Genomic DNA, 19,042 nt, shown 5'->3' with positions numbered 1-19,042 from the left:
GACAGCCCCTCTTGAGAAGCATTTTTCCCCATAGGTATTTGGCCTGAAAGGAAAAACCCGCCGGCGAACCGGCGGGTGTCTCGACTTTGCGCGCAAATACTTATCAACGATCGACGGTCTCTGAACCCATCACCCTTGCTTGGCGATGGCCGCGTCGAGCACTTCGAGTTCGCCGATCATGCGCTCGATCACCGACAGGCCCATCTGCCAGAAGGCCGGATCGCTGGCATCGAGGCCGAAAGGCGCCAACAGCTCCTTGTGGTGCTTGGTGCCGCCGGCCTCCAGCATGGCAAAATACTTGTCCTGGAAGCCGGTCTCGGCCGTTTCGAACACGGCGTAGAGCGAGTTCACCAGGCAATCGCCGAAGGCATAGGCGTAGACGTAGAACGGAGAGTGGATGAAGTGCGGGATATAGGCCCAGAAGGTCTCATAGCCCGATCCGAAGGTGATGGCCGGCCCAAGGCTCTCGCCCTGCACGGAAAGCCAGGCCTCGTTGATGCGGTCGGCCGTCAGTTCGCCCTCGCGACGGGCGGCATGCACCTTGCGCTCGAAGGAATAGAAGGCGATCTGCCGCACCACGGTGTTGAGCATGTCCTCGATCTTTGAAGCGAGGAGCGTCCGCTTTTCGGCCAGCGTCGCCGCGTTGCGCAGCAGCGACTGGAAGGTCAGCATCTCGCCGAACACCGAGGCCGTCTCCGCCAGCGTCAGCGGCGTCGGCGCCATCAGCGCGCCCTGCCGGCCGGCCAGCACCTGGTGCACGCCGTGGCCGAGTTCGTGGGCCAGCGTCATCACGTCTCGCGTGCGACCGAGATAGTTGAGCAGCACGTAAGGATGCGCCGACGGCACCGTCGGATGAGCGAAGGCACCGGGCGACTTGCCCGGCCGCACCGGCGCGTCGATCCAGCGCTCGTCGAAGAAGCGGCGGGCGATATTGGCCATCTCCGGCGAGAAGCGGCCATAAGCGTCGAGCACCATCGCCTTGGCCTCGCCCCACGGCACCTGCCGGGTGACGGCGCCGGGCAATGGTGCGTTGCGATCCCAGTAGGGCATGGTCTCGCTGCCCATCCAGCGCGCCTTGAGCTGGTAGTAGCGGTGGCTGAGGCGAGGATAGGCCGCCCGCACCGCCTCGACCAGCGCGTCGACCACCTCGCGCTCGACGCGGTTGGCGAGATGGCGCGAGTCGGCGATGTCCTTGAAGCCGCGCCAACGGTCGGAGATTTCCTTGTCTTTCGCCAGCGTGTTGGTGATGCGGGCGAAGATGCCGATGTTGTCGCCAAAAACCTTGCCGAGTGCCTCGGCTGCCGCCTTGCGCTTGGCCGGATCGACTTCCTGCAGGAGATGCAGCGTCGGCTCGATGGCTAGCTCCTCGCCATCGATAGGAAAGCGCAGGCCGGCGATGGTCTCGTCGAACAGCCGGTTCCAGGCCGAATAGGCGGTGATCGACTTCTCGTGGAACAGCTCCTCCACCCGATCCTCGAGCTGGTAGGGCTTGTCGAGACGGATGTCGGTGAGCCAGGGCTTGTAGTGGGCAAGCGCCGGCTCGGCAAAGCCGGCCTCGATCAGGCCGTCGTCGATCCGGTTGATTTCGAGCTCGAAGAACAGAAGACCCGAGGAGATGGCCGTGACCTTCTCCTGCACGTCGCCATAGAACTTCATGCGCTGGGGATCGGTGGTGTCGCCCGAATAGAGCAGGCCGGCATAAGACATCACCCGCCCCAGGAGATCCTGCAGCTTTTCATAGTCGGCGATCAGCGCGGCGAAGGCGGAAGCCCCGTCCGGCGCCTTGAGAAGCGCTTCGAGCCGGCCCTTTGCCCGGCCGGCGAGAGCGGCGGCGGCGTCGCCCGCCGCCTGAATGTCGCCTTCGATGGCCGGATCGTCGGGCGAGGCATACAGCGCCGAAAGATCCCACTCCGGCAGCACCTCGGCAACGGCACCGACGTCGGCGGGATGAAAAGCGGGACGGGGCAGACGGAAACGGCTCATCGAACTGCAACTCCAAATTCGGCGCAAGGCGCCATGCGCAAGACTACGTGTTCCAGCCACCGACGATCAACGGAAATGTCGGTGAAAAATGGGTGATCGATGGCCGTACCCTAACCTTCCCTTAACCCTTCGGTCGGCACAGTGCCCCGAATTGGCACAGACGCGGAAGGACGGACTAACGCATGGCCGCTCGCATCCTGATCGTTGACGACGATCCGATCCAGCGCCGCCTCCTCGAAGAGGCCGTCAAACGCTTCGGCCACGAGGCGGTCACCGCCGACGGTGGTGAAGCCGGCCTCGCCAGGCTGGCCGCGGCGCCGGGCGAATTCCAACTGATGATTCTCGACCTCGTCATGCCCGACCTCGACGGCATGGCGGTGCTCGAACGCCTCGCCAAGGCCGGCGAGACCATTCCCGTGATCGTCCAGACCTCGCGCGGTTCCATCGACACCGTGGTCGGCGCCATGCGGGCCGGCGCCTTCGACTTTATCGTCAAGCCGGTCAATCACGAGCGTCTCGCCGTCTCGATCCAGAATGCGTTGAAGGTCACCGCCCTTGAAGGCGAGATCCGCCGCACCCGCCGCTCGACGCCGGCCAGCCTCGGCTTTCGCGACATCATCACCAAGAGCCCGGAAATGGCCCGCGTCCTTCGCCTCGGCGAACGCGCCGCCACCTCCGGCATCCCCATCTTGATCGAGGGCGAGAGCGGCGTCGGCAAGGAACTGGTCGCCCGCGCCATTCAGGGCGCATCCGATCGCCGCACCAAGCCCTTCGTCACCGTCAATTGCGGTGCGATCCCCGAAAATCTCGTCCAGACAACCCTGTTCGGCCACGAGAAGGGCGCCTTCACCGGCGCCGTCGACCGCCACACCGGCAAGTTCCAGGAGGCGCACACCGGTACGCTGTTCCTCGATGAAGTGGGCGAACTGCCGCTCGAGGTGCAGGTGCAGCTGTTGCGCGCCATCCAGGAAGGCGAGATCGAGCCGGTCGGCGCCCGCCGGTCGCAGAAGGTCGACTTCCGCCTGATCTCGGCCACCAATCGGCGCCTGCTCGATATGGTGAAGGAGGGCCGCTTCCGCGAAGACCTCTATTACCGCCTCAACGTCTACCCGATCTTCGTACCGCCGCTCCGAGACCGGCGCGAGGACATCCCGCTCCTGGTCGAGCATTTCGTCTCCCGCTTCGCCGCCGAGGAAGGCAAGCGCCGCATCACCGGCATCCGGCCGGACGCCGTCGCCATGCTCAGCGCCTTCAGCTGGCCGGGGAATATCCGCCAGCTCGAAAATGCCGTTTTCCGTGCCGTCATTCTTTGCGACGGCGGCGACCTCACCGTCGACGAATTCCCGCAGATCGCCGCCCAGACCGGCCACGTTTCGGCCATCCGCCGCGTAGAGGGCACCGATGCTCCGCCGACGACAGAGCCGGTGGTCATCGAAAGTTCCCTGCCGCCGGTTGCCCATGAAGACGGCCTGATCGGCGTCGCCGTCAATTCCGGCCCCAACAGCGACCCGGCACCCTTCGGTTTCCTGCGTTCGCTGGCCGACGATGGCCATGTCCGCCCCCTTGTCGCCATTGAGGAAGAGATGATCCGCCTCGCCATCGACCACTACGGCGGGCGCATGGCCGAGGTGGCGCGTCGGCTCGGCATCGGCCGTTCGACGCTCTATCGCAAGCTCAAGGAATACGGCCTCGCCGACGGCGAAGACGACGCGGGTGTGGCCGCTGAGTAACAAGAAGCCCGTAATCGACCTTTGGCGGTGTGTCGGCCTTGTCGACGCGCTGCCGAAGCGCCAAACAAAACCCTTATGACATTTCCCGTCAGGCTCAAGCCCGCAGAAATGGCCGTGGTGAACGTTATGATCTCCTCGCTGTCCAGACTTCTTCTTTCTACCGCCGTGATCGGCCTCGGCCTGTCCGCCGTGCCGGCCGTCGCCGAGTCCGGCTTCGACCCGCTGGGAGCCAAAACCACCGACACCACGACGCCGGGAGCCGTCGAAACCAAAACGCTGCCGCCTGCCACTGCGACCACGACGCCATCCGCCGAAGTCGTCGCGCCAAAGGCCGAGCCCGCCGCCCCGACGACCGAGACCGCCGCGCCCGTCGTGGCGCCCACCGTCGATCCGGCACCGACACCTGTCGCGGTGACAACTTTGCCAGGAATGCCGACCGATCAGGCCATTGTCGCCGAGATCGGTAAGGTCGTCGCCTCGGCAACCGGCGATGCGCGCCGTCGGGCCGACGCTGTCGCCAAGGTCTATGCCGCCCGCGGCAACCAGCCGCTTTGGGTCGAAGGCGATCATTATTCGACCAAGGCCAAGGCGGTCATCGCCCGGCTCGCCGATGCCGTCGAAGACGGTCTCAACCCGATCGACTATGCCCTGCCCGAGGCCGGCCTGACCGCCGACACCACGGAACTGCTCGCCAACGCCGATCTCCGCGTTTCGATGGCCGTGGCCACCTTCGCCGAACAGGCGTCCGGCGGCCGCGTTGCTCCCCTGTCCATCTCCAAGGACATCACCCGTACGCCGGAGCGCATTTCGGCCGACAGGGCGCTCGCAAAGGTCTCAGGGGCCAGCGATGCCGCGGCCGCCCTGGATAGTTTCAATCCGCCGACCGAAGGTTTCCGCCGCCTCAGGGCCATGCTGGCCGAGGTACGAGCTGCCAACAGCAATGCCGGAACGGCTCCCGCCGAAACGGTCGCCCTGACGAAATCGCTGAAACCCGGCATGAGCGATGACGGCGTTCCCACGCTGCGCAAGCGGCTCGGCCTCGCCCTGCCCGACGCCGGCCTCGACCCTGCCCTCTATGACGAAGCGCTGGTTACCGCCGTCGAGGCCTTCCAGAAGGAAAACGGCCTTTCCGCCGATGGTGTCGTCGGCAGCCGAACGGTTTCCGTCCTCAACGGCGCCCATCGCGACGTCGAAGGCGAGATCATCGCCAACATGGAAATGTGGCGCTGGATGCCGCGCGATCTCAGCCAGGACTACGTCTTGGTCAACATCCCCGAATTCAAGGTGCGCGTCTTCCGCCATGGGCAGAAGGTGCACGAAGCGCGGGTCGTGGTTGGCAAGTCGACAAACCAGACGCCAATATTCTCCGGCGAAATGCAGTATCTGGTGGTCAACCCCTATTGGCACGTCCCCGAGTCCATCAAGGTCAAGGAGATGCTGCCGGAAATCAAGGCGGATCCGGCCGGCTACTTCTCGCGCCACGGCTACGAGGTCACCTGGGACGGCCAGTTGATCGATCCGACCCGCATCATCTGGGACGAGAACGCGGTAAAGGCCGTCGGTATCCGCCAGGTGCCGGGCGAGGCCAATGCGCTGGGCCACATCAAGTTCATGTTCCCGAACCAGCACGCCGTCTACCTGCACGATACGCCGCTGCGGAGCCTGTTCAACCGGGACGTCCGCGCCTTCAGTCATGGCTGCGTGCGCGTCGACGATCCGATGTCCTTCGCCGACGCCGTTCTGCAGGGTGACCCGCAGTGGACGGTACCCAAGCTTCAGGCGATGTTCGGCGGCGATGAGAAGCGCGTCGATATTGCCACTCACCTCAAAGTGCATCTCGCCTACTTCACCGCTTTCGTCGACGACGGCGGCAAGCTGCAGATCCGCGACGATATCTATGGCCACATCCAGGCCATCAAGAAGGCATTGGGCATGTCGCAGGTCTGATCTGCAAACGCACGATTTTCCCGGCTGAGAACCTGCTTCGCCTTTGGCGGAGCGGGTATTTTGGCGTTTATCCCATGCCATAAACTACCCACTTGGCCTTTCGGCCGGTGGCGGGTATTGTACGCCCCGTGAAATCCAGGGGAAGTTTCCACCATCGGAGCCTAAGCCGGCCTTCATTGGCTTACGGTAAACCGTTGCTTAATTCTATCCGCCAATAATCAGAGTTGGCTGGAGACGAGAGCAAGCGGACAGAGACGCGTGAAAACCCGGACAACGAACACATCATCAGGAAGTGGAATCGCTTCAATGAAAGCAGCCAAGGCTTTCGGCGTGACAGTGACCCCTTCCCGCTTCGCCCTCGCCGCCGGTCACGCGGCGCTGGGCACCTTCGTAGGCACGGTCGCGGCGTTGTCGCTTTTGGCCTCGGCGGCGAAAGCTGCCGATAACCGCACCCTCGACCTCTACAACATGCACACCAAGGAGCGGCTGACCATTACCTTCAAGAAGGATGGTCGTTACGTTCCCTCCGCCCTTGCCGAGCTCAATCGCTTCCTGCGCGACTGGCGACGCAACGAGGCGACGCGGATGGACCCGCGCCTGTTCGACACGGTATGGGAGCTCTATCAGAAGTCCGGTTCCCGCCAGCCGCTCCAGGTTGTCTGCGGCTACCGGTCGCTCGCCACCAATAATTTGCTGCGGTCCCGTTCGTCGGCCGTCGCCAAGCACAGCCAGCACACGCTCGGCAAGGCGATGGACATGAACATTCCCGACGTGTCCGTCGACAAGCTACGCATGATCGCCGTCCAGATGCAGAACGGCGGCGTCGGCTGGTATCCGTCGGCCAACAGCCCCTTCGTGCATATCGACGTCGGCTCGGTGCGCGCCTGGCCGCGCCTCAGCCGGACGCAGCTCGTCGGCCTGTTCCCCGACGGCAAGACCGCCCACATCCCAACCGATGGCAAGCCTCTGCCCGGCTACAGCCAGGCGCTCGCCGAGCTCCAACGCGACAAGGGCACCGCTCCGATCGCCATGGCTTCGGCCGGGTCTTCTTCCGGCAGCTCCGGCAAGGGCCTGCTGGCCATGCTGTTTTCGAACGACGAGGAAGACAACGCCGAGGAGATCGGCTCGGCCAGTGGGGAAGACGAGGCACCGGCCGTCGCCGCGAAGCCGGCTCCCCTCGTCCCCAAGGCAACCCCTCCGGCAGTCGTGACGGCGCCCCCCACCGCGCCCGTGTTGACCGCCGCTTTCACGCCGCCGCCGCCCGCCGCCGCCCCCGAGCGTCGGGTGACCAGCCTCGCCGAGGCGACGCTGCCGGCCAACCTCGAGCCCGGCGCCGTACCGCAGCTCACCGGTGCCGATCGGTTGGCGATGGATAGCGTGCCCTTGCCACAGGCCAAACCTTCGGAGATCGCCGCCGACTCGGTTGAGGTCGCCATGGCCGATACGCCGATGATGCTGCCGCCGGTGAAGCCGCCGGTGCCGGTCGAGGTGCCGCTGCCGGTGGCCGCCAGTCGCCAGGACGACGCCATCGCCGCCCAGCTTGCGCTGGCCGAGGTGGCCCAGGACCAGACACCGCAAGCCGCCACCGCGCTTTCCTTTGCACCGCCCGCCACCGAATCGCCCCTACCAGCGGCGGCTCCGGCACGTCAGCCGGTACAGATGGCATCCCTGTCGCCCACGCCTCGCAAGCCGGCGTCGCCGGCACCGGTGGCTGAACTTGCCCGGCCAGTGATCGACGGCGGCAAGAGCGACATGTTCGGCAACGTCGAGCTGCCCGAAGTCGCCTCCGAGGACGGGCCTATGCTTCTCGATGGCGGTCAGTCCGTCTATTGGGGTCACTTCCGGACGCTGACCCACCCCGACCAACTGCATCTCGCCACGATGTTCGAGGCGCCGGCCCAGGTGGTGAACGCCACCTTCTCCGCCCAACCCTATGGCGCGCTGGTATCGACCCATTTCGCCGGACCGGTGGCGGCGCCGACCGAGATCATCGACTTCACGCGGCGCCAGCTGGCGATGCGCTGAAAATAGTCCTGGCAGAACGAAAGACGCCGGTCCCTCGCGGGGCCGGCGTCAGCATTTTGTCGCAAGGCTGATTTACCGCGCGCCTCGGAAACCTTAGGTAATGACGGTCGCGCGATCGCCGAAAACGCGCAACACGGTAAGGCGGCCGGTCGCGAAGGCGCCGGTATCGATACCGATGCGCCCCGGCGCGAAAACCGGTTCGTTGGCCGGCGTATGGCCATGCACCACCGTGATGCCCAACCCGTTTGGGCGGCTGACGAAGGGCTCGCGAATCCACATGAAGTCGTTGTCGTCCTGCAGCTCAAGCGGTACGCCGGGACGAACGCCGGCATGGACGAACAACACACCGCCAAACAGCACCGACACCGGCAGGCTTCTCAGAAAGCTGATATGTGCCTCGGGAACAGTGCTGCGTGCTATATCGCCGACCCCGCTGAGGCCGCCACGATGGCGGGCCAATCGTGTCATGTCGATGCCGTAGGATGCGAGCGTCTGCTCGCCGCCGAATTCCAGCCATCCCATGTTGGCGTGAGGATCGTCGACGAAGTCGACGAACGATGCGTCATGATTGCCGCAGATCGTCAGACGTTCGAAGCCGGACGGTGGCGCGCTGATCAGATGATCGAGCACATCGGACGACTGTGGACCTCGGTCGACGAGATCGCCGAGGCAAAGAATAATCCGGCGCTTGGCCGGCAGGTCGTGAGCATCGGCGATGATCCGCCGCTCGGCAGCTCTCAGCTCGGCGAGGCAACCGTGGACGTCGCCAATGGCATAGACGACTGCCTCTGTCGGATCGATCTCGATGCGCTCGCGGCGGTTCGTGGGTGGAACCGGCTCAGACTTTGTTCCCATACCGAAAAGCGATCGAACAGCGGTGAGCAAATAAGGGACTCCAAACTGAGGCAGGCAGCAGCTTTGCACAGCACCCTCGGAAGCCTGCCGGCAATACTTCTTGTCTTTACGTATTTATCCGGTTTACGCTTACAAACGTCCAGCGATTTCTCCTGCGGTCGTTGAATTTTACCGAGACGGTTAAGACGGGCCGGGGTAGATAGAATGAAAACGGCGGCCGATCCCTTTGGTTCCGCGCCGGGGCCTTAGTCCGACAAGCTGTTCGTGTGGATGGACGTCTGATTTTGAGGAAGTTGTCGATGCAGTCACTGAAGCTGTCCGCGCCCTTCATTGGTGTGTTCTCGGCCGGATTGCTTTGTCTCGGCCTTTACGGAATGAGTCTGGAATCCGCGCCCTTCCTCAGCACGACCGGCACCACCGCCGACCGGTTGCAGTCTGTGGCGACCAACCCGGACGTACCCTTCCTTTCCGGCAAGCGAGCCCTCAGCGTTTACGACATCGATTGCCGCCGGCTCGCCTTCGATCCGACCGCCGAGCCGATCCCCTTTGAGGATCGCCCGCGCCTCAATCAAGCCTGCTACGAGCGGGCGAAATCACTGGTGGAAGCGGCACCGGGCAACGGCATTCTTTGGCTGACGCTGGCAAGGTTCGCCGCCACCGATGCCGATAAGCGCGACACCACCTTGCGCGCCATCGAACTCAGCCGAGCCTACGGCCCCTGGCAGTATGCCCTCGCCAGCGACCGGATACAGCTGATAAACCTGCTTCCGGACGCGCCTGCCGCGATCAAGGCCATCGCCGATGCCGACATCGAAACGCTGGCTGCCAGCAATCGCGGGCGTGAGGATCTGGCCAAAATATACATTGCAACGCCAGACCGGCGCGACCAGATCACAGCCGTCATCGAGAAGCGGCCCGCTGGCGAGCAAGCCAATTTCCTGAGCCGCATCCACCGCAACATTCAGTAAAACAGACCCGCCCATCCGTCGGCGAGCCTGTGAACTTCACTTCGATCATAGAACTTGCAGCAGAGCCTATCAGCAGGCCTGCCCCACTGTTGTGTGTGAGAGGTGGAGCATCCGCCGGGCTCCGGTTTGAGCCGGCCCAAAATCGGCCGGCGCTCCAGTGAGATTTAACTGGACGGGTCGCACTTGGCGATCAGAGAAGAATTCAATCTGATCGCCAAATCTCTTAGAGCCTGACTCGAAACTCGCTGGGGTCAGGCAGATAGCGATGAGTTCGAGAACCGGAGCGGAGCGAACTTCCTGTTCGTGAGCACCGGAAGCGCAGAACTCGAAGCTAGATGCCCACCCCAGTAGAGTTTCGGGTCGGGCTCTTAGCGGACGGAGCGCCGCACGTCGGCGAGTACCCTCGGCAACAGCGTGCCGACCTCGGAACGGCTCATGCCGGGGCGAATGCGCCGGTCATAGAGCATTGACACCACAGCCCGATCGAAGGGCATGAAGCTATCGTGGCGCGAACGATCGTTGAATACCGAGGCGTAGAGCGCGGCGTTGTCATTCATCGGGCCGAGGCCTTGCAGGATCTCCTCGACCATGCAGCGCCGGAACAGGCTGTCGCCCTCATCGGAAACGATCACCGCGGTGGACCGAACGATGCCAAGCGACCCTGGGTAAACGCGCACCAGACACTGACCCGGTGCCGCGCCGCGCGACGTACCGAGCACGTCGGTCCGCACGGTGTCGGTATAATCGGCGCGATCGACCACGTAGACGGTGAAATTGGGATTGTCACCAGGTCCCGCCATACGAATGTCGAGCCCCCGCACGAGACGCGGCAGCTGGGAGACGAAACCAGCGATCTGGCGCTGACGATCCTTGTCGGCGAGATTGATAACGCGAACGAGGACGGTACTTTCGAATTTCTTGACGCTGCTTCCCGCCGCCACGCTGCCGTATTCGACACCGAACACCGTTTTCTGGAAGCCGTCCATCAACTCATCGTCGGAAAAACCGCCGATGCTTTCAGCTCGCGCTGGATTGGCCAGAAAATTGCCAACCACCGCCAGCGCCGTCACGAGCAACATAAGCCCGAACACTGTCCTGAAAGCTGCCATAACCACCTCGTCGCGGAGGGATGGAAACGTCTCGAACCCAAGAGGAGAATTAACCAGACCTCAGCTCAGGTCAATCCAACTGATCACGGATGCGTGACGCAATTGTGATCATTGACGGCCAACAATCGAGCACAATAGCCCACGATCGGCTGCGGCAGTTTCTCACTGCCCCGCCGACTGCTTGGCAATCGCCTCCCTTTCGTGCAAAACGAAAGGCGAACAACCGGCACAACAGGTCGATTCGGCTAGATGGTCTGGCGCCCGCGGTGGGGCCCTCCATCGGGCAGGTCCCGACCATGGAGCCGAGCCACCAGAGCAATTCCAGAAAAAGCCTGTCGCGGCTTCGGTATGGAAGGGCGCCAAAGCAGGAAGATGGAGCTTTTTTTGGTGAACTGGCTTTCACCTGAAAGCTCCAGACCGCCGGAGACGATCGGATCACCATGAGCGAAGAGAGCCGGATCGTCACGGGCGAAAAACGCGCCGAGGATTTCGAGCAGTCGATCCGGCCGAGCGCGCTTTCCGAATTCGTCGGCCAAGCGTCGGCCCGCGCTAATCTCCAGGTGTTCATCGAAGCCGCCAAGACTCGCAAGGAAGCCCTCGATCACGTGCTGTTCGTCGGCCCGCCGGGCCTGGGGAAAACCACGCTGGCCCAGATCGTTTCCCGTGAGCTCGGCGTCAACTTCCGCGCCACCTCCGGTCCGGTCATCGCCAAGGCCGGCGATCTCGCCGCTCTCCTCACCAATCTCGAGGACCGCGACGTTCTGTTCATCGACGAAATCCACCGCATGAGCCCGGCGGTGGAGGAAATCCTCTATCCGGCCATGGAGGACTATCAGCTCGACCTGATCATCGGCGAGGGACCGGCGGCCCGTTCGGTCCGGATCGACCTCGCCAAGTTCACTCTGGTAGGAGCCACCACCCGGCTCGGGCTGTTGACGACACCGCTTCGGGACCGTTTCGGTATCCCGATCCGTCTCGAATTCTACACCACCGAGGAACTGGAAAAGATTGTCCGGCGCGGTGCTCGAATTTTCGGCATCGGCATCGCCGACGATGGCGCCACCGAGATCGCCAAGCGCTCGCGCGGCACGCCGCGCATCGCCGGCCGTCTGTTGCGCCGCGTGCGCGATTTCGCCATTGTCGCCGGGGAGGAGATGATCACCGCCGAGATTGCCGACCGGGCCCTGCTCCGGCTGGACGTCGACCCCATCGGTCTCGACGCGCTCGATCTGCGCTATCTCAACACCATCGCTCTCAGCTTCAACGGCGGGCCGGTCGGTATCGAGACCATCGCGGCGGCTATCGCCGAACCGCGCGATGCCATCGAAGACATCGTCGAGCCCTATCTCATCCAGAAGGGTTTCGTGCAGCGCACCCCGCGTGGCCGCCTGCTGACACCGCACGCATTCCGCCACATGGGCTTCGCCGTGCCGAAGACCGCCGAGGAGGCCCAGTTCACGCTGTTTTCCAGCGGCGAGGAGGAATGAGATGACCCGCGCCCTTGTCATCATCGACGTTCAAGCCAATCTGTTCGTTGCGCCGCGCGCCTTTCGGATCGGCGAAATAGCCGCCCTCCTCGACCGCAAGGCGACCGAAGCGCGAGCCGCCGGCGTTCCGGTGATCTTCATCCAGCATGAAGAAGCGGGCTGCGAATGGGAGCGCGGCACGCCCGGCTGGGAGTTTCATCCTTCTCTCGCCCCTAGGCACGGCGACACCGTCGTCGCCAAATCCTTCTGTGACGGCTTTCGGAACACCGACTTTGCCGCCACTCTCGACCGGCTCGGCGTCGACAGCATCGTGGTCGGCGGCTACGCATCCGATTTTTGCGTCGACACCACCGTCCGCGCCGCTGCCTCGCGCGGCCTTGCAACCACGGTGATCGCCAACGGCCATACGACCTCGGATCGGCCGCATCTTTCAGCCGCCGACGTCGTGCGCCATCACACCTGGGTGTGGTCGCGATTCGATGCGCCGGTTTCGGTCGTTCCCGCCGAGGATATCGCCTTTTGACCGTCCATCACCTCGCCGTCCGCGTCTATTTTGAGGATACCGACGCCGGCGGCATTCTCTACCACGGCAGCCACATGCGCTTCTTCGAGCGCGGCCGCACCGAATTCTTACGGGATCTCGGCATCAGCCAGAGCGCCACGGCCGATCGCAACGGGCCGGACGCGCTGCTGTTCGTCGTTCGGCGCTTCGCCATCGAATACAGCAAGCCCGGCTTTTTGGACGATCTGCTGACGGTGGAAACGGAAATCGGCAGCATTTCCGGCCCGCGTTTCACCGTCATCCAGCGCCTTCTGCGTGGCGACGACCTCATCGCCGCCGCCGAGGTAGAGGTGGTGGCAACCGGCGGCAACGGTCGACCGCGCCGCCTGCCGCCCGCCATGGCCGCTCTGATTGCTGGTGCGCGCTGAAAGCGGCCACTGTGGTAAACCTTCCTTAACCATACCATAGGATGACAGGAACGGGACACCGGCGCCGTCGGCGGCGGAACCCGTCCCGGCGGCAGGGGTTCGAAATCCCTTGGTTTTCCTGACCGTCAAGTCCCGTTTTCGCCAAATTTGGGCGCCATGTGGAAGTCAAGGCATCAATGCTTGCCGCCATAGCCCACCACGGTCAACGAGACTTGGCGTCGAGAAATCCCCGCCCCATTCTGCGGACAAACGGAAGACACTCATGAATGCGGTCGAACTGACCCAGAACGTGCTCGCAGCACCGGCCGCCGAGGTGTCCGTCTGGGCATTGTTCTGGCAGGCGAGTTTCGTCGTGAAGGCGGTAATGCTCGGCCTCCTGACGTCGTCAGTCTGGTGTTGGGCGATCATCGTCGACAAGATCATCGCTTATAATCGCGCCCGTCGCTCGATGGACCACTTCGAGAAGGTGTTCTGGTCCGGCCAGTCACTCGAAGAGCTCTATCGCTCGCTCACGTCCCGTTCCAACGAGGGGCTCGCCGCGATCTTCGTCGCCGCCATGCGCGAATGGAAGCGCAGCCACGAGGCCGGACGCGTGTCCTTCCAGGGGATCACCGATCGCATCGGCAAGGTGATCGACGTAACGATTTCCCGCGAGATGGAACGCCTCGAGGCTCGGCTGATCTTCCTGGCCACCATTGGTTCGGCCGGCCCGTTCATCGGCCTGTTCGGCACCGTCTGGGGTATCATGAGTTCGTTCCAGGCGATCGCCACGTCCAAGAACACCAGCCTCGTCGTCGTGGCGCCGGCCATCTCCGAGGCGCTGCTCGCCACCGCCATGGGCCTTGCCGCCGCCATTCCAGCGGTTCTCGCCTATAACAAACTCTCCGCCGACGCTGCCAAGCTCGGCTCGCGCATGGATGGCTTCGCCGACGAGTTCGCCGCCATCCTGTCACGTCAGATCGACGACAGGAGCTGAGCGATGGGCATGGGTGGCACCGGCGGAGGATCCACAGCGGGCAGTCGCCGCCGCAGGCGTCGTCATGCCCGTGGCGTGATGAGCGAGATCAACGTGACGCCAATGGTCGACGTCATGCTGGTGCTGCTGATCATCTTCATGGTGGCAGCGCCCCTGATGACCGTCGGTGTGCCGATCGATCTGCCGGAAACCGCCGCCAAGCCGATGGAGGGCCAGACCGATCCGATCAACATCTCGATCGACCCCACCGGCAAGGTATTCATTCAGGACAGCGAAATTTCCTTCGAGGAACTGGTTCCCAAGCTGATGGCCGTCGCCAAGAATGGCGTCGAGGAACGCATCTACGTGCGCGGCGACAAAGCCGCCGACTACGGCATGGTGATGCGTGTCATGTCCCGCATTTCGGCGGCCGGCTTCAAGAAGATCGGTCTGATCACGCAAGAGGAAACGGGGACGGCTGCGGCGCCGTCCAACTGATACATGCGCATAGGTCTTACGACATCGATCATCGGTCACGTGCTGCTTTTCGCCTGGGGATTTGCATCCTTTTCCGGCGCGAAGCCGTTTGACGCCGCGCCGGTGGATGCGCTGCCGGTCGACCTCGTGCCGATCGCCGACGTGTCGAAGATCGCCGAAGGCACCAAGAACGCTCCGAAATCCGAGAATGCGTCTCAGGCCAAGGTGAAGCCGCCGATACCGAGGCCTGATTCGCAGCGGGCCGGCGCCGCCAAGAACGACCAGTCGACGCCGATCACCGAAAAGGCCACCGATACCGCCGCCGCCAAGACGGCCGAGGCGCCGCCACCACCACCGAAGGCAGCGCCGCCCAAGCCGGCCGAAACGCCGCCGCCGATCGAAAAGCCCGCCGAGGAGAAGGTGGCAACGGCGGAAGACACGCCCAAGGCCGATACCGGCGAGATTGCCGAGAAGATCAAGGAAGCCGACAAGCCGGCTCCTACACCACCCAAGCTGCCGCCGGTGAAGCCGAAGCCGCCGGCCCCGACACCGACCGAGGATACGGCCGATCAGCCGGACAAGGCCGATGCCAAGCCGGTCAAGGAAAAGCCCAAGCAGACACAGAAAGATTCCAAGAGCGAGAACTTCGACCCCAACGAGATGGCGGCACTCCTCAACAAGGTCGACCCATCTGGCGGCGGTGGCAAGCAATCCGACAAGGAAGCCTCGCTCGGCTCTGAGAACCGTACCGGCCCGGTGGCCGAGATGAGCCAGAGCGAACTGGAAGCGCTCACCGCCGCGGTAACCGCTTGCTTCAATCCGCCGGTTGGCGCCGACGGCGTCGACCAAATGGTCGTGCCGTTGCGCGTGACCTTCACCATCGATGGCGACCTCGCCTCGCCGCCCGAGATCAAATCCGTTCCCCCCGGCCCGGCCGGCCAAGCCGTCGCCGAGGCAGCCGTGCGCGCCGTCCAGCGTTGCGCGCCCTACCCGTTCCTGCCAAAGGACAAGTTCGACACATGGCAGGTCGTGAACATGAATTTCACCCCGCCGTCGTCCTACTGACGAGGCGAGCCAAGCAAATCGAGCCGGACCGCGCCGCATCGCTCGATCGGAGCACGTCCGGACCATCCGTTTGGGAGTACCTTAGGATGCGAAAACTGGTCCGCACTCTCTTTGCCGCGTTGACGGCCATTACGGTCGTCGCCGCGGCGGCGCCATCCAGCGCCGAAATTACCATCAACATCAACGGCGGCAACGTTCAGCCGTTGCCCATCGCTGTCCCGAGCTTCGTCGGCAGCGCCGACACTGCCGCCATTGGCCAGCAGATGTCCGGCGTCATTGCCGCCGACTTGCAGCGTTCCGGCCTGTTTCAAGTGCTGAATCAGGCCTCCTACGTCGACCGCATCACCGATCCCAACGCGGTGCCCAATTTCCAGAACTGGCGGGTAATCAACGCCCAGGCCCTGGTTTCGGGCGGCCTCATCCGCGCCGCCGATGGCCGGCTGCAGGCCGACTTCCGCTTGTGGGACGTATTCGGCGGCACCCAGCTCGCCGGCCAGCAGTATTTCACCACGCCCGAGAACTGGCGCCGCATCGCCCACATCATCGCCGACGCCATCTATGAGCGGTTGACCGGCGAAAAGGGCTATTTCGACACCCGCATCGTCTTCGTCGACGAAAGCGGCCCCAAGGGCAATCGCGTCAAGCGCCTCGCCCTGATGGACCAGGACGGCGCCAACGTTCGATTCCTGACCAATGGTAAGGACCTCGTGCTGACGCCGCGCTTCTCGCCGACCTCCCAGCAGGTCACCTACATGTCCTTCGGCACCAGCGATCCGCGCGTCTATCTTCTGAACATCGAGAATGGCCAGCGCTCGCTCGTCGGCAACTTCCCGAACATGACCTTCTCGCCGCGCTTCTCTCCGGACGGCGCTTCGGTGGTGATGAGCCTCGAGCAGGACGGCAACGCCAACATCTACGCCATGCCGATCGGCGGTGCTCCGGCGCGGCTGACCAACACGGCGGCGATCGACACCTCGCCCTCCTACTCGCCCGATGGCTCGCGCATCGTCTTCGAAAGCGACCGCGGCGGCAACCAGCAGCTCTATGTGATGAGTGCCGGCGGCGGCGGCGCCACCCGCATCTCCTTCGGCAACGGCCGCTACGGCACGCCGGTCTGGAGCCCACGCGGCGACCTGATCGCCTTCACCCGCCAGTCCAGCGGCGGCTTTGCCATCGGCGTGATGAAGCCGGACGGCTCGGGCGAGCGCATTCTCACCGAGGGCTTCCACAACGAGGGTCCGACCTGGGCTCCCAACGGCCGCGTCATCATGTTCTTCCGTGATGCCGGTGGCCCGAACGGCGGGCCGCAGCTCTTCTCGGTCGATCTGACCGGCCGCAACGAGCAAAAGATCCCAACGCCGAACTTCGCCTCCGACCCCGCATGGTCGCCGCTGCTCAAGTAATGAAATTATCGGCGCCGGAGGTCCTTCGGCGCCGATTCACCATCAAAAGGTCGGAAATTCGGGGCTTTATATTTTATTAACCATGTCTTTGAACGCGGGCTTAACCAAAGCCGTTTACCAAGACTCTCGAAACATCCGGTCAGAACGTATTCGAGGATTACCGGTATCATGACGACATCGACCAGAATTTTCAGCCGCCGTGGAGCACTTGCTCTCGGCCTTGCCCTCCTCGCCGCCGCTTGCGCGAAAAGCCCGAGCGAACTCGACGGCCAGCTCGCCGGTGGAGCGGGCGGTGCAGGCGCCGCGACGCCCGGCAGCGCCCAGGACTTCGTGGTGAACGTCGGCGACCGCGTTTTCTTCGACACCGACTCGACCTCGCTCAACACCGAGGCCCAGACCGTCCTCGGCCGTCAGGCTCAGTGGCTGGCGCTCTACCCGCGCTACACGGTCACCGTCGAAGGCCACGCCGACGAGCGCGGCACGCGCGAATACAACCTCGCCCTCGGCGCTCGTCGTGCCAAGGCAGCCCAGGACTTCCTGGTTGCCCGCGGCGTCACCAGCGTCCGTATCAAGACCATCTCCTACGGCAAGGAACGCCCGGTCGCGCTCTGCGATCAGGACAGCTGCTGGGCGCAGAACCGCCGCGCCGTCACCGTGCTGAACACGGGCGGCTAGTCTCCGTCCGTCGCCGCTGCCACACCCCAGGCACGATCATCCCGGAATCCCTCGTGGAGTCCGGGATTTTCGTTTGACGGCCGCAATGCCGCCGAAGTCCGGCGCTTTAGTCCGTGATGAGGGACCAAAGCAACCACCGCGGTGTCCGAAAGTCCGTCCGTCGCCATCCCCAGGGGTTGCGCCCGTGGCGGCATCATGGTCCTGTCTTCGATGAAGGCGTCCTCCGGCTGGCGGACCACCGGCCGTAAGGAAAGACGCCGCTAGATTTGTCTGGGATACTCGCGTTGATGACCAGCCGCCTTTTCCGCCCACCGAGCCGCTTCCGTTTCGCCGCGCTGGCCGTCGCCGCGCTGGGCACGGCTTTGCTCACCGCCGCCCCCGCCTCGGCCGGCTTGTTCGGCTCCGATCCGACACCACCGGCCATCGGCCAGCAGGACGCGGCGCAGCAAGCGGTTCGCATCGACAACATGGAACAGCAGGTGCGCACCCTCAACGGCCGCATCGACGAGCTGACACATCAGATCGAGCAGCTTCAGCTCATGTTGAAGCGCGCCCAGGAGGACAACCAGTTCCGCCTGCAACAGCTCGAAGGCGGCAAGGGACAGAAGCGGTCGGAGGTTGCTCCGTCGACAGCGCCCTCCGCCGGCAACGCGGCAACATCCACCGCCGAGGCACCGATGGACTCGGTCGGCGAAGGTGGCCCGCTGCCGGCTGGCTTTGCCATCGACGCGCCCGGAGCGGTGGCCCCCAGCCAAGCGGCTGGGAGCGCCCCGCTTGGCACGCCCCCTGCCCCGCTCGGCACCCTTCCTGGCACCATGGCGGCGGATACCGCCGCCCCCTCGGCAAGCGCCGTCGGCGGGCCTCTCGACCTGTCGGCGATTGCCCGCGGAGACTTGGGACCGAGCAATACCGACATCACTAACTCCGGCGGCCTCGCGGCCGCCGCCAGCCAGGATCTCGCGGCCGCCGGTACGCTGGCGCCGCCTCCTGGCGCCAATAGCGGCCCCGCGTCGCCACAGCAGATGGCCTCGGTGGCGCCGGCCGCCGTCGACCCTGGCGCCGACTACGACCGCGCCTATTCATCGATTCTCAACGGCGATTACGCGGCGGCGGAAAACGGCTTCAAGAAATTCCTCACCGATTTTCCCGGCGACGCACGCGCCGCCGATGCCCAGTACTGGCTCGGCGAGAGCTATTTCTCGCGCCATCAATATCGCGACGCCGCCACCTCCTACCTCGCTACCTACAAGAACCATCCGACCAGCCAGAAGGCACCCGACAGCCTGTTCAAACTGGGCCTGTCGCTCGAAGGCCTTGGCGAGACCAGCGCCGCCTGCGCCACCTATGGCGAATTGGGCAAGAAATTCCCCAAGGCCCAGTCTGGCCTTGTGACGCGTGTCGCCACGCAGAAGCAGAAGCTCGGCTGCAGCTGA

The 19,042-nt window shown here is 64.2% G+C and carries 16 protein-coding genes; 13 read left to right on the top strand and 3 right to left on the bottom strand.

Annotated elements, in window-relative coordinates:
- Nucleotides 1-129 precede the first annotated feature (129 nt).
- Nucleotides 130-1,983: a M3 family oligoendopeptidase gene (locus AB6N07_RS05280; RefSeq protein WP_370676764.1), complete on the bottom strand. Its 1,854-nt coding sequence runs from the start codon at nt 1,981-1,983 to the stop codon at nt 130-132.
- 182 nt (nt 1,984-2,165) lie between these two features.
- On the opposite strand from AB6N07_RS05280, the gene AB6N07_RS05275 reads away from it, so the two are divergent.
- The 3 genes from AB6N07_RS05275 (at nt 2,166) to AB6N07_RS05265 (ending at nt 7,685) form a co-directional block, all read left to right on the top strand.
- Nucleotides 2,166-3,713: a sigma-54-dependent transcriptional regulator gene (locus AB6N07_RS05275; protein ID WP_370676763.1), complete on the top strand. Its 1,548-nt coding sequence runs from the start codon at nt 2,166-2,168 to the stop codon at nt 3,711-3,713.
- A gap of 114 nt (nt 3,714-3,827) precedes the next feature.
- Nucleotides 3,828-5,660, top strand: a complete 1,833-nt coding sequence (locus AB6N07_RS05270) for a L,D-transpeptidase family protein (protein WP_370676762.1) — start codon at nt 3,828-3,830, stop codon at nt 5,658-5,660.
- Nucleotides 5,661-5,966: 306 nt separating this feature from the next.
- Entirely contained in the window at nt 5,967-7,685 is a 1,719-nt protein-coding gene (locus AB6N07_RS05265; protein ID WP_370676761.1) for a DUF882 domain-containing protein, read from the top strand.
- 93 nt (nt 7,686-7,778) lie between these two features.
- Here AB6N07_RS05265 and AB6N07_RS05260 read toward each other — a convergent pair whose 3' ends face one another.
- Nucleotides 7,779-8,540: a metallophosphoesterase family protein gene (locus AB6N07_RS05260; RefSeq protein ID WP_370676760.1), complete on the bottom strand. Its 762-nt coding sequence runs from the start codon at nt 8,538-8,540 to the stop codon at nt 7,779-7,781.
- 299 nt (nt 8,541-8,839) lie between these two features.
- On the opposite strand from AB6N07_RS05260, the gene AB6N07_RS05255 reads away from it, so the two are divergent.
- On the top strand, nt 8,840-9,508 hold the full coding sequence (locus AB6N07_RS05255) for a hypothetical protein (protein ID WP_370676759.1): 669 nt from the start codon (nt 8,840-8,842) through the stop codon (nt 9,506-9,508).
- Between the two features lie 368 nt (nt 9,509-9,876).
- On the opposite strand, the gene AB6N07_RS05250 is transcribed toward AB6N07_RS05255, so the two are convergent.
- On the bottom strand, nt 9,877-10,617 hold the full coding sequence (locus AB6N07_RS05250) for a DUF2927 domain-containing protein (RefSeq protein ID WP_370676758.1): 741 nt from the start codon (nt 10,615-10,617) through the stop codon (nt 9,877-9,879).
- A gap of 440 nt (nt 10,618-11,057) precedes the next feature.
- Here AB6N07_RS05250 and ruvB point away from each other — a divergent pair, with 440 nt between their 5' ends.
- The 9 genes from ruvB to ybgF all read left to right on the top strand — a co-directional run bounded on the left by ruvB (nt 11,058) and on the right by ybgF (nt 19,042).
- Nucleotides 11,058-12,104 (top strand): Holliday junction branch migration DNA helicase RuvB, encoded by a 1,047-nt coding sequence (gene ruvB, locus AB6N07_RS05245; protein ID WP_370676757.1) that lies wholly within the window; start codon nt 11,058-11,060, stop codon nt 12,102-12,104.
- A gap of 1 nt (nt 12,105) precedes the next feature.
- Nucleotides 12,106-12,627: an isochorismatase family protein gene (locus tag AB6N07_RS05240; RefSeq protein WP_370676756.1), complete on the top strand. Its 522-nt coding sequence runs from the start codon at nt 12,106-12,108 to the stop codon at nt 12,625-12,627.
- Nucleotides 12,624-13,034 (top strand): YbgC/FadM family acyl-CoA thioesterase, encoded by a 411-nt coding sequence (locus AB6N07_RS05235; protein WP_370676755.1) that lies wholly within the window; start codon nt 12,624-12,626, stop codon nt 13,032-13,034. Before AB6N07_RS05240 ends, AB6N07_RS05235 begins: the two co-directional genes overlap by 4 nt.
- A gap of 262 nt (nt 13,035-13,296) precedes the next feature.
- Nucleotides 13,297-14,010: a protein TolQ gene (gene tolQ, locus AB6N07_RS05230; RefSeq protein WP_370676754.1), complete on the top strand. Its 714-nt coding sequence runs from the start codon at nt 13,297-13,299 to the stop codon at nt 14,008-14,010.
- 3 nt (nt 14,011-14,013) lie between these two features.
- Nucleotides 14,014-14,487, top strand: coding sequence for a protein TolR (tolR, locus tag AB6N07_RS05225; RefSeq protein WP_370676753.1), 474 nt, complete (start codon nt 14,014-14,016; stop codon nt 14,485-14,487).
- Nucleotides 14,488-14,490: 3 nt separating this feature from the next.
- The gene (locus AB6N07_RS05220; RefSeq protein WP_370676752.1) at nt 14,491-15,531 is read left to right on the top strand and encodes a hypothetical protein; all 1,041 of its coding nucleotides are present in this window, start codon (nt 14,491-14,493) and stop codon (nt 15,529-15,531) included.
- 86 nt (nt 15,532-15,617) lie between these two features.
- The gene (gene tolB / locus AB6N07_RS05215) at nt 15,618-16,934 is read left to right on the top strand and encodes a Tol-Pal system beta propeller repeat protein TolB (protein ID WP_370676751.1); all 1,317 of its coding nucleotides are present in this window, start codon (nt 15,618-15,620) and stop codon (nt 16,932-16,934) included.
- 168 nt (nt 16,935-17,102) lie between these two features.
- On the top strand, nt 17,103-17,609 hold the full coding sequence (gene pal / locus AB6N07_RS05210) for a peptidoglycan-associated lipoprotein Pal (RefSeq protein WP_370676750.1): 507 nt from the start codon (nt 17,103-17,105) through the stop codon (nt 17,607-17,609).
- A 287-nt stretch (nt 17,610-17,896) separates the two neighbouring features.
- The gene (gene ybgF / locus AB6N07_RS05205) at nt 17,897-19,042 is read left to right on the top strand and encodes a tol-pal system protein YbgF (protein WP_370676749.1); all 1,146 of its coding nucleotides are present in this window, start codon (nt 17,897-17,899) and stop codon (nt 19,040-19,042) included.

The organism is Pleomorphomonas sp. PLEO (genome assembly GCF_041320595.1).
Taxonomy (GTDB): Bacteria; Pseudomonadota; Alphaproteobacteria; order Rhizobiales; family Pleomorphomonadaceae; genus Pleomorphomonas.
This window is presented reverse-complemented; position numbering and strand designations above follow the sequence as displayed.

Bases quoted from the DNA above. Each gene is read 5' to 3' on its own strand.
- AB6N07_RS05280 (WP_370676764.1), bottom strand. From the start codon at position 1,983: ATGAGCCGTTTCCGTCTGCCCCGTCCCGCTTTTCATCCCGCCGACGTC.
- AB6N07_RS05265 (WP_370676761.1), top strand. From the start codon at position 5,967: ATGAAAGCAGCCAAGGCTTTCGGCGTGACAGTGACCCCTTCCCGCTTC.
- pal (WP_370676750.1), top strand. From the start codon at position 17,103: ATGACGACATCGACCAGAATTTTCAGCCGCCGTGGAGCACTTGCTCTC.
- AB6N07_RS05260 (WP_370676760.1), bottom strand. From the start codon at position 8,540: ATGGGAACAAAGTCTGAGCCGGTTCCACCCACGAACCGCCGCGAGCGC.
- AB6N07_RS05240 (WP_370676756.1), top strand. From the start codon at position 12,106: ATGACCCGCGCCCTTGTCATCATCGACGTTCAAGCCAATCTGTTCGTT.
- ruvB (WP_370676757.1), top strand. From the start codon at position 11,058: ATGAGCGAAGAGAGCCGGATCGTCACGGGCGAAAAACGCGCCGAGGAT.
- AB6N07_RS05220 (WP_370676752.1), top strand. From the start codon at position 14,491: ATGCGCATAGGTCTTACGACATCGATCATCGGTCACGTGCTGCTTTTC.
- tolR (WP_370676753.1), top strand. From the start codon at position 14,014: ATGGGCATGGGTGGCACCGGCGGAGGATCCACAGCGGGCAGTCGCCGC.
- ybgF (WP_370676749.1), top strand. From the start codon at position 17,897: ATGACCAGCCGCCTTTTCCGCCCACCGAGCCGCTTCCGTTTCGCCGCG.
- tolB (WP_370676751.1), top strand. From the start codon at position 15,618: ATGCGAAAACTGGTCCGCACTCTCTTTGCCGCGTTGACGGCCATTACG.
- AB6N07_RS05275 (WP_370676763.1), top strand. From the start codon at position 2,166: ATGGCCGCTCGCATCCTGATCGTTGACGACGATCCGATCCAGCGCCGC.
- AB6N07_RS05255 (WP_370676759.1), top strand. From the start codon at position 8,840: ATGCAGTCACTGAAGCTGTCCGCGCCCTTCATTGGTGTGTTCTCGGCC.
- AB6N07_RS05250 (WP_370676758.1), bottom strand. From the start codon at position 10,617: ATGGCAGCTTTCAGGACAGTGTTCGGGCTTATGTTGCTCGTGACGGCG.
- tolQ (WP_370676754.1), top strand. From the start codon at position 13,297: ATGAATGCGGTCGAACTGACCCAGAACGTGCTCGCAGCACCGGCCGCC.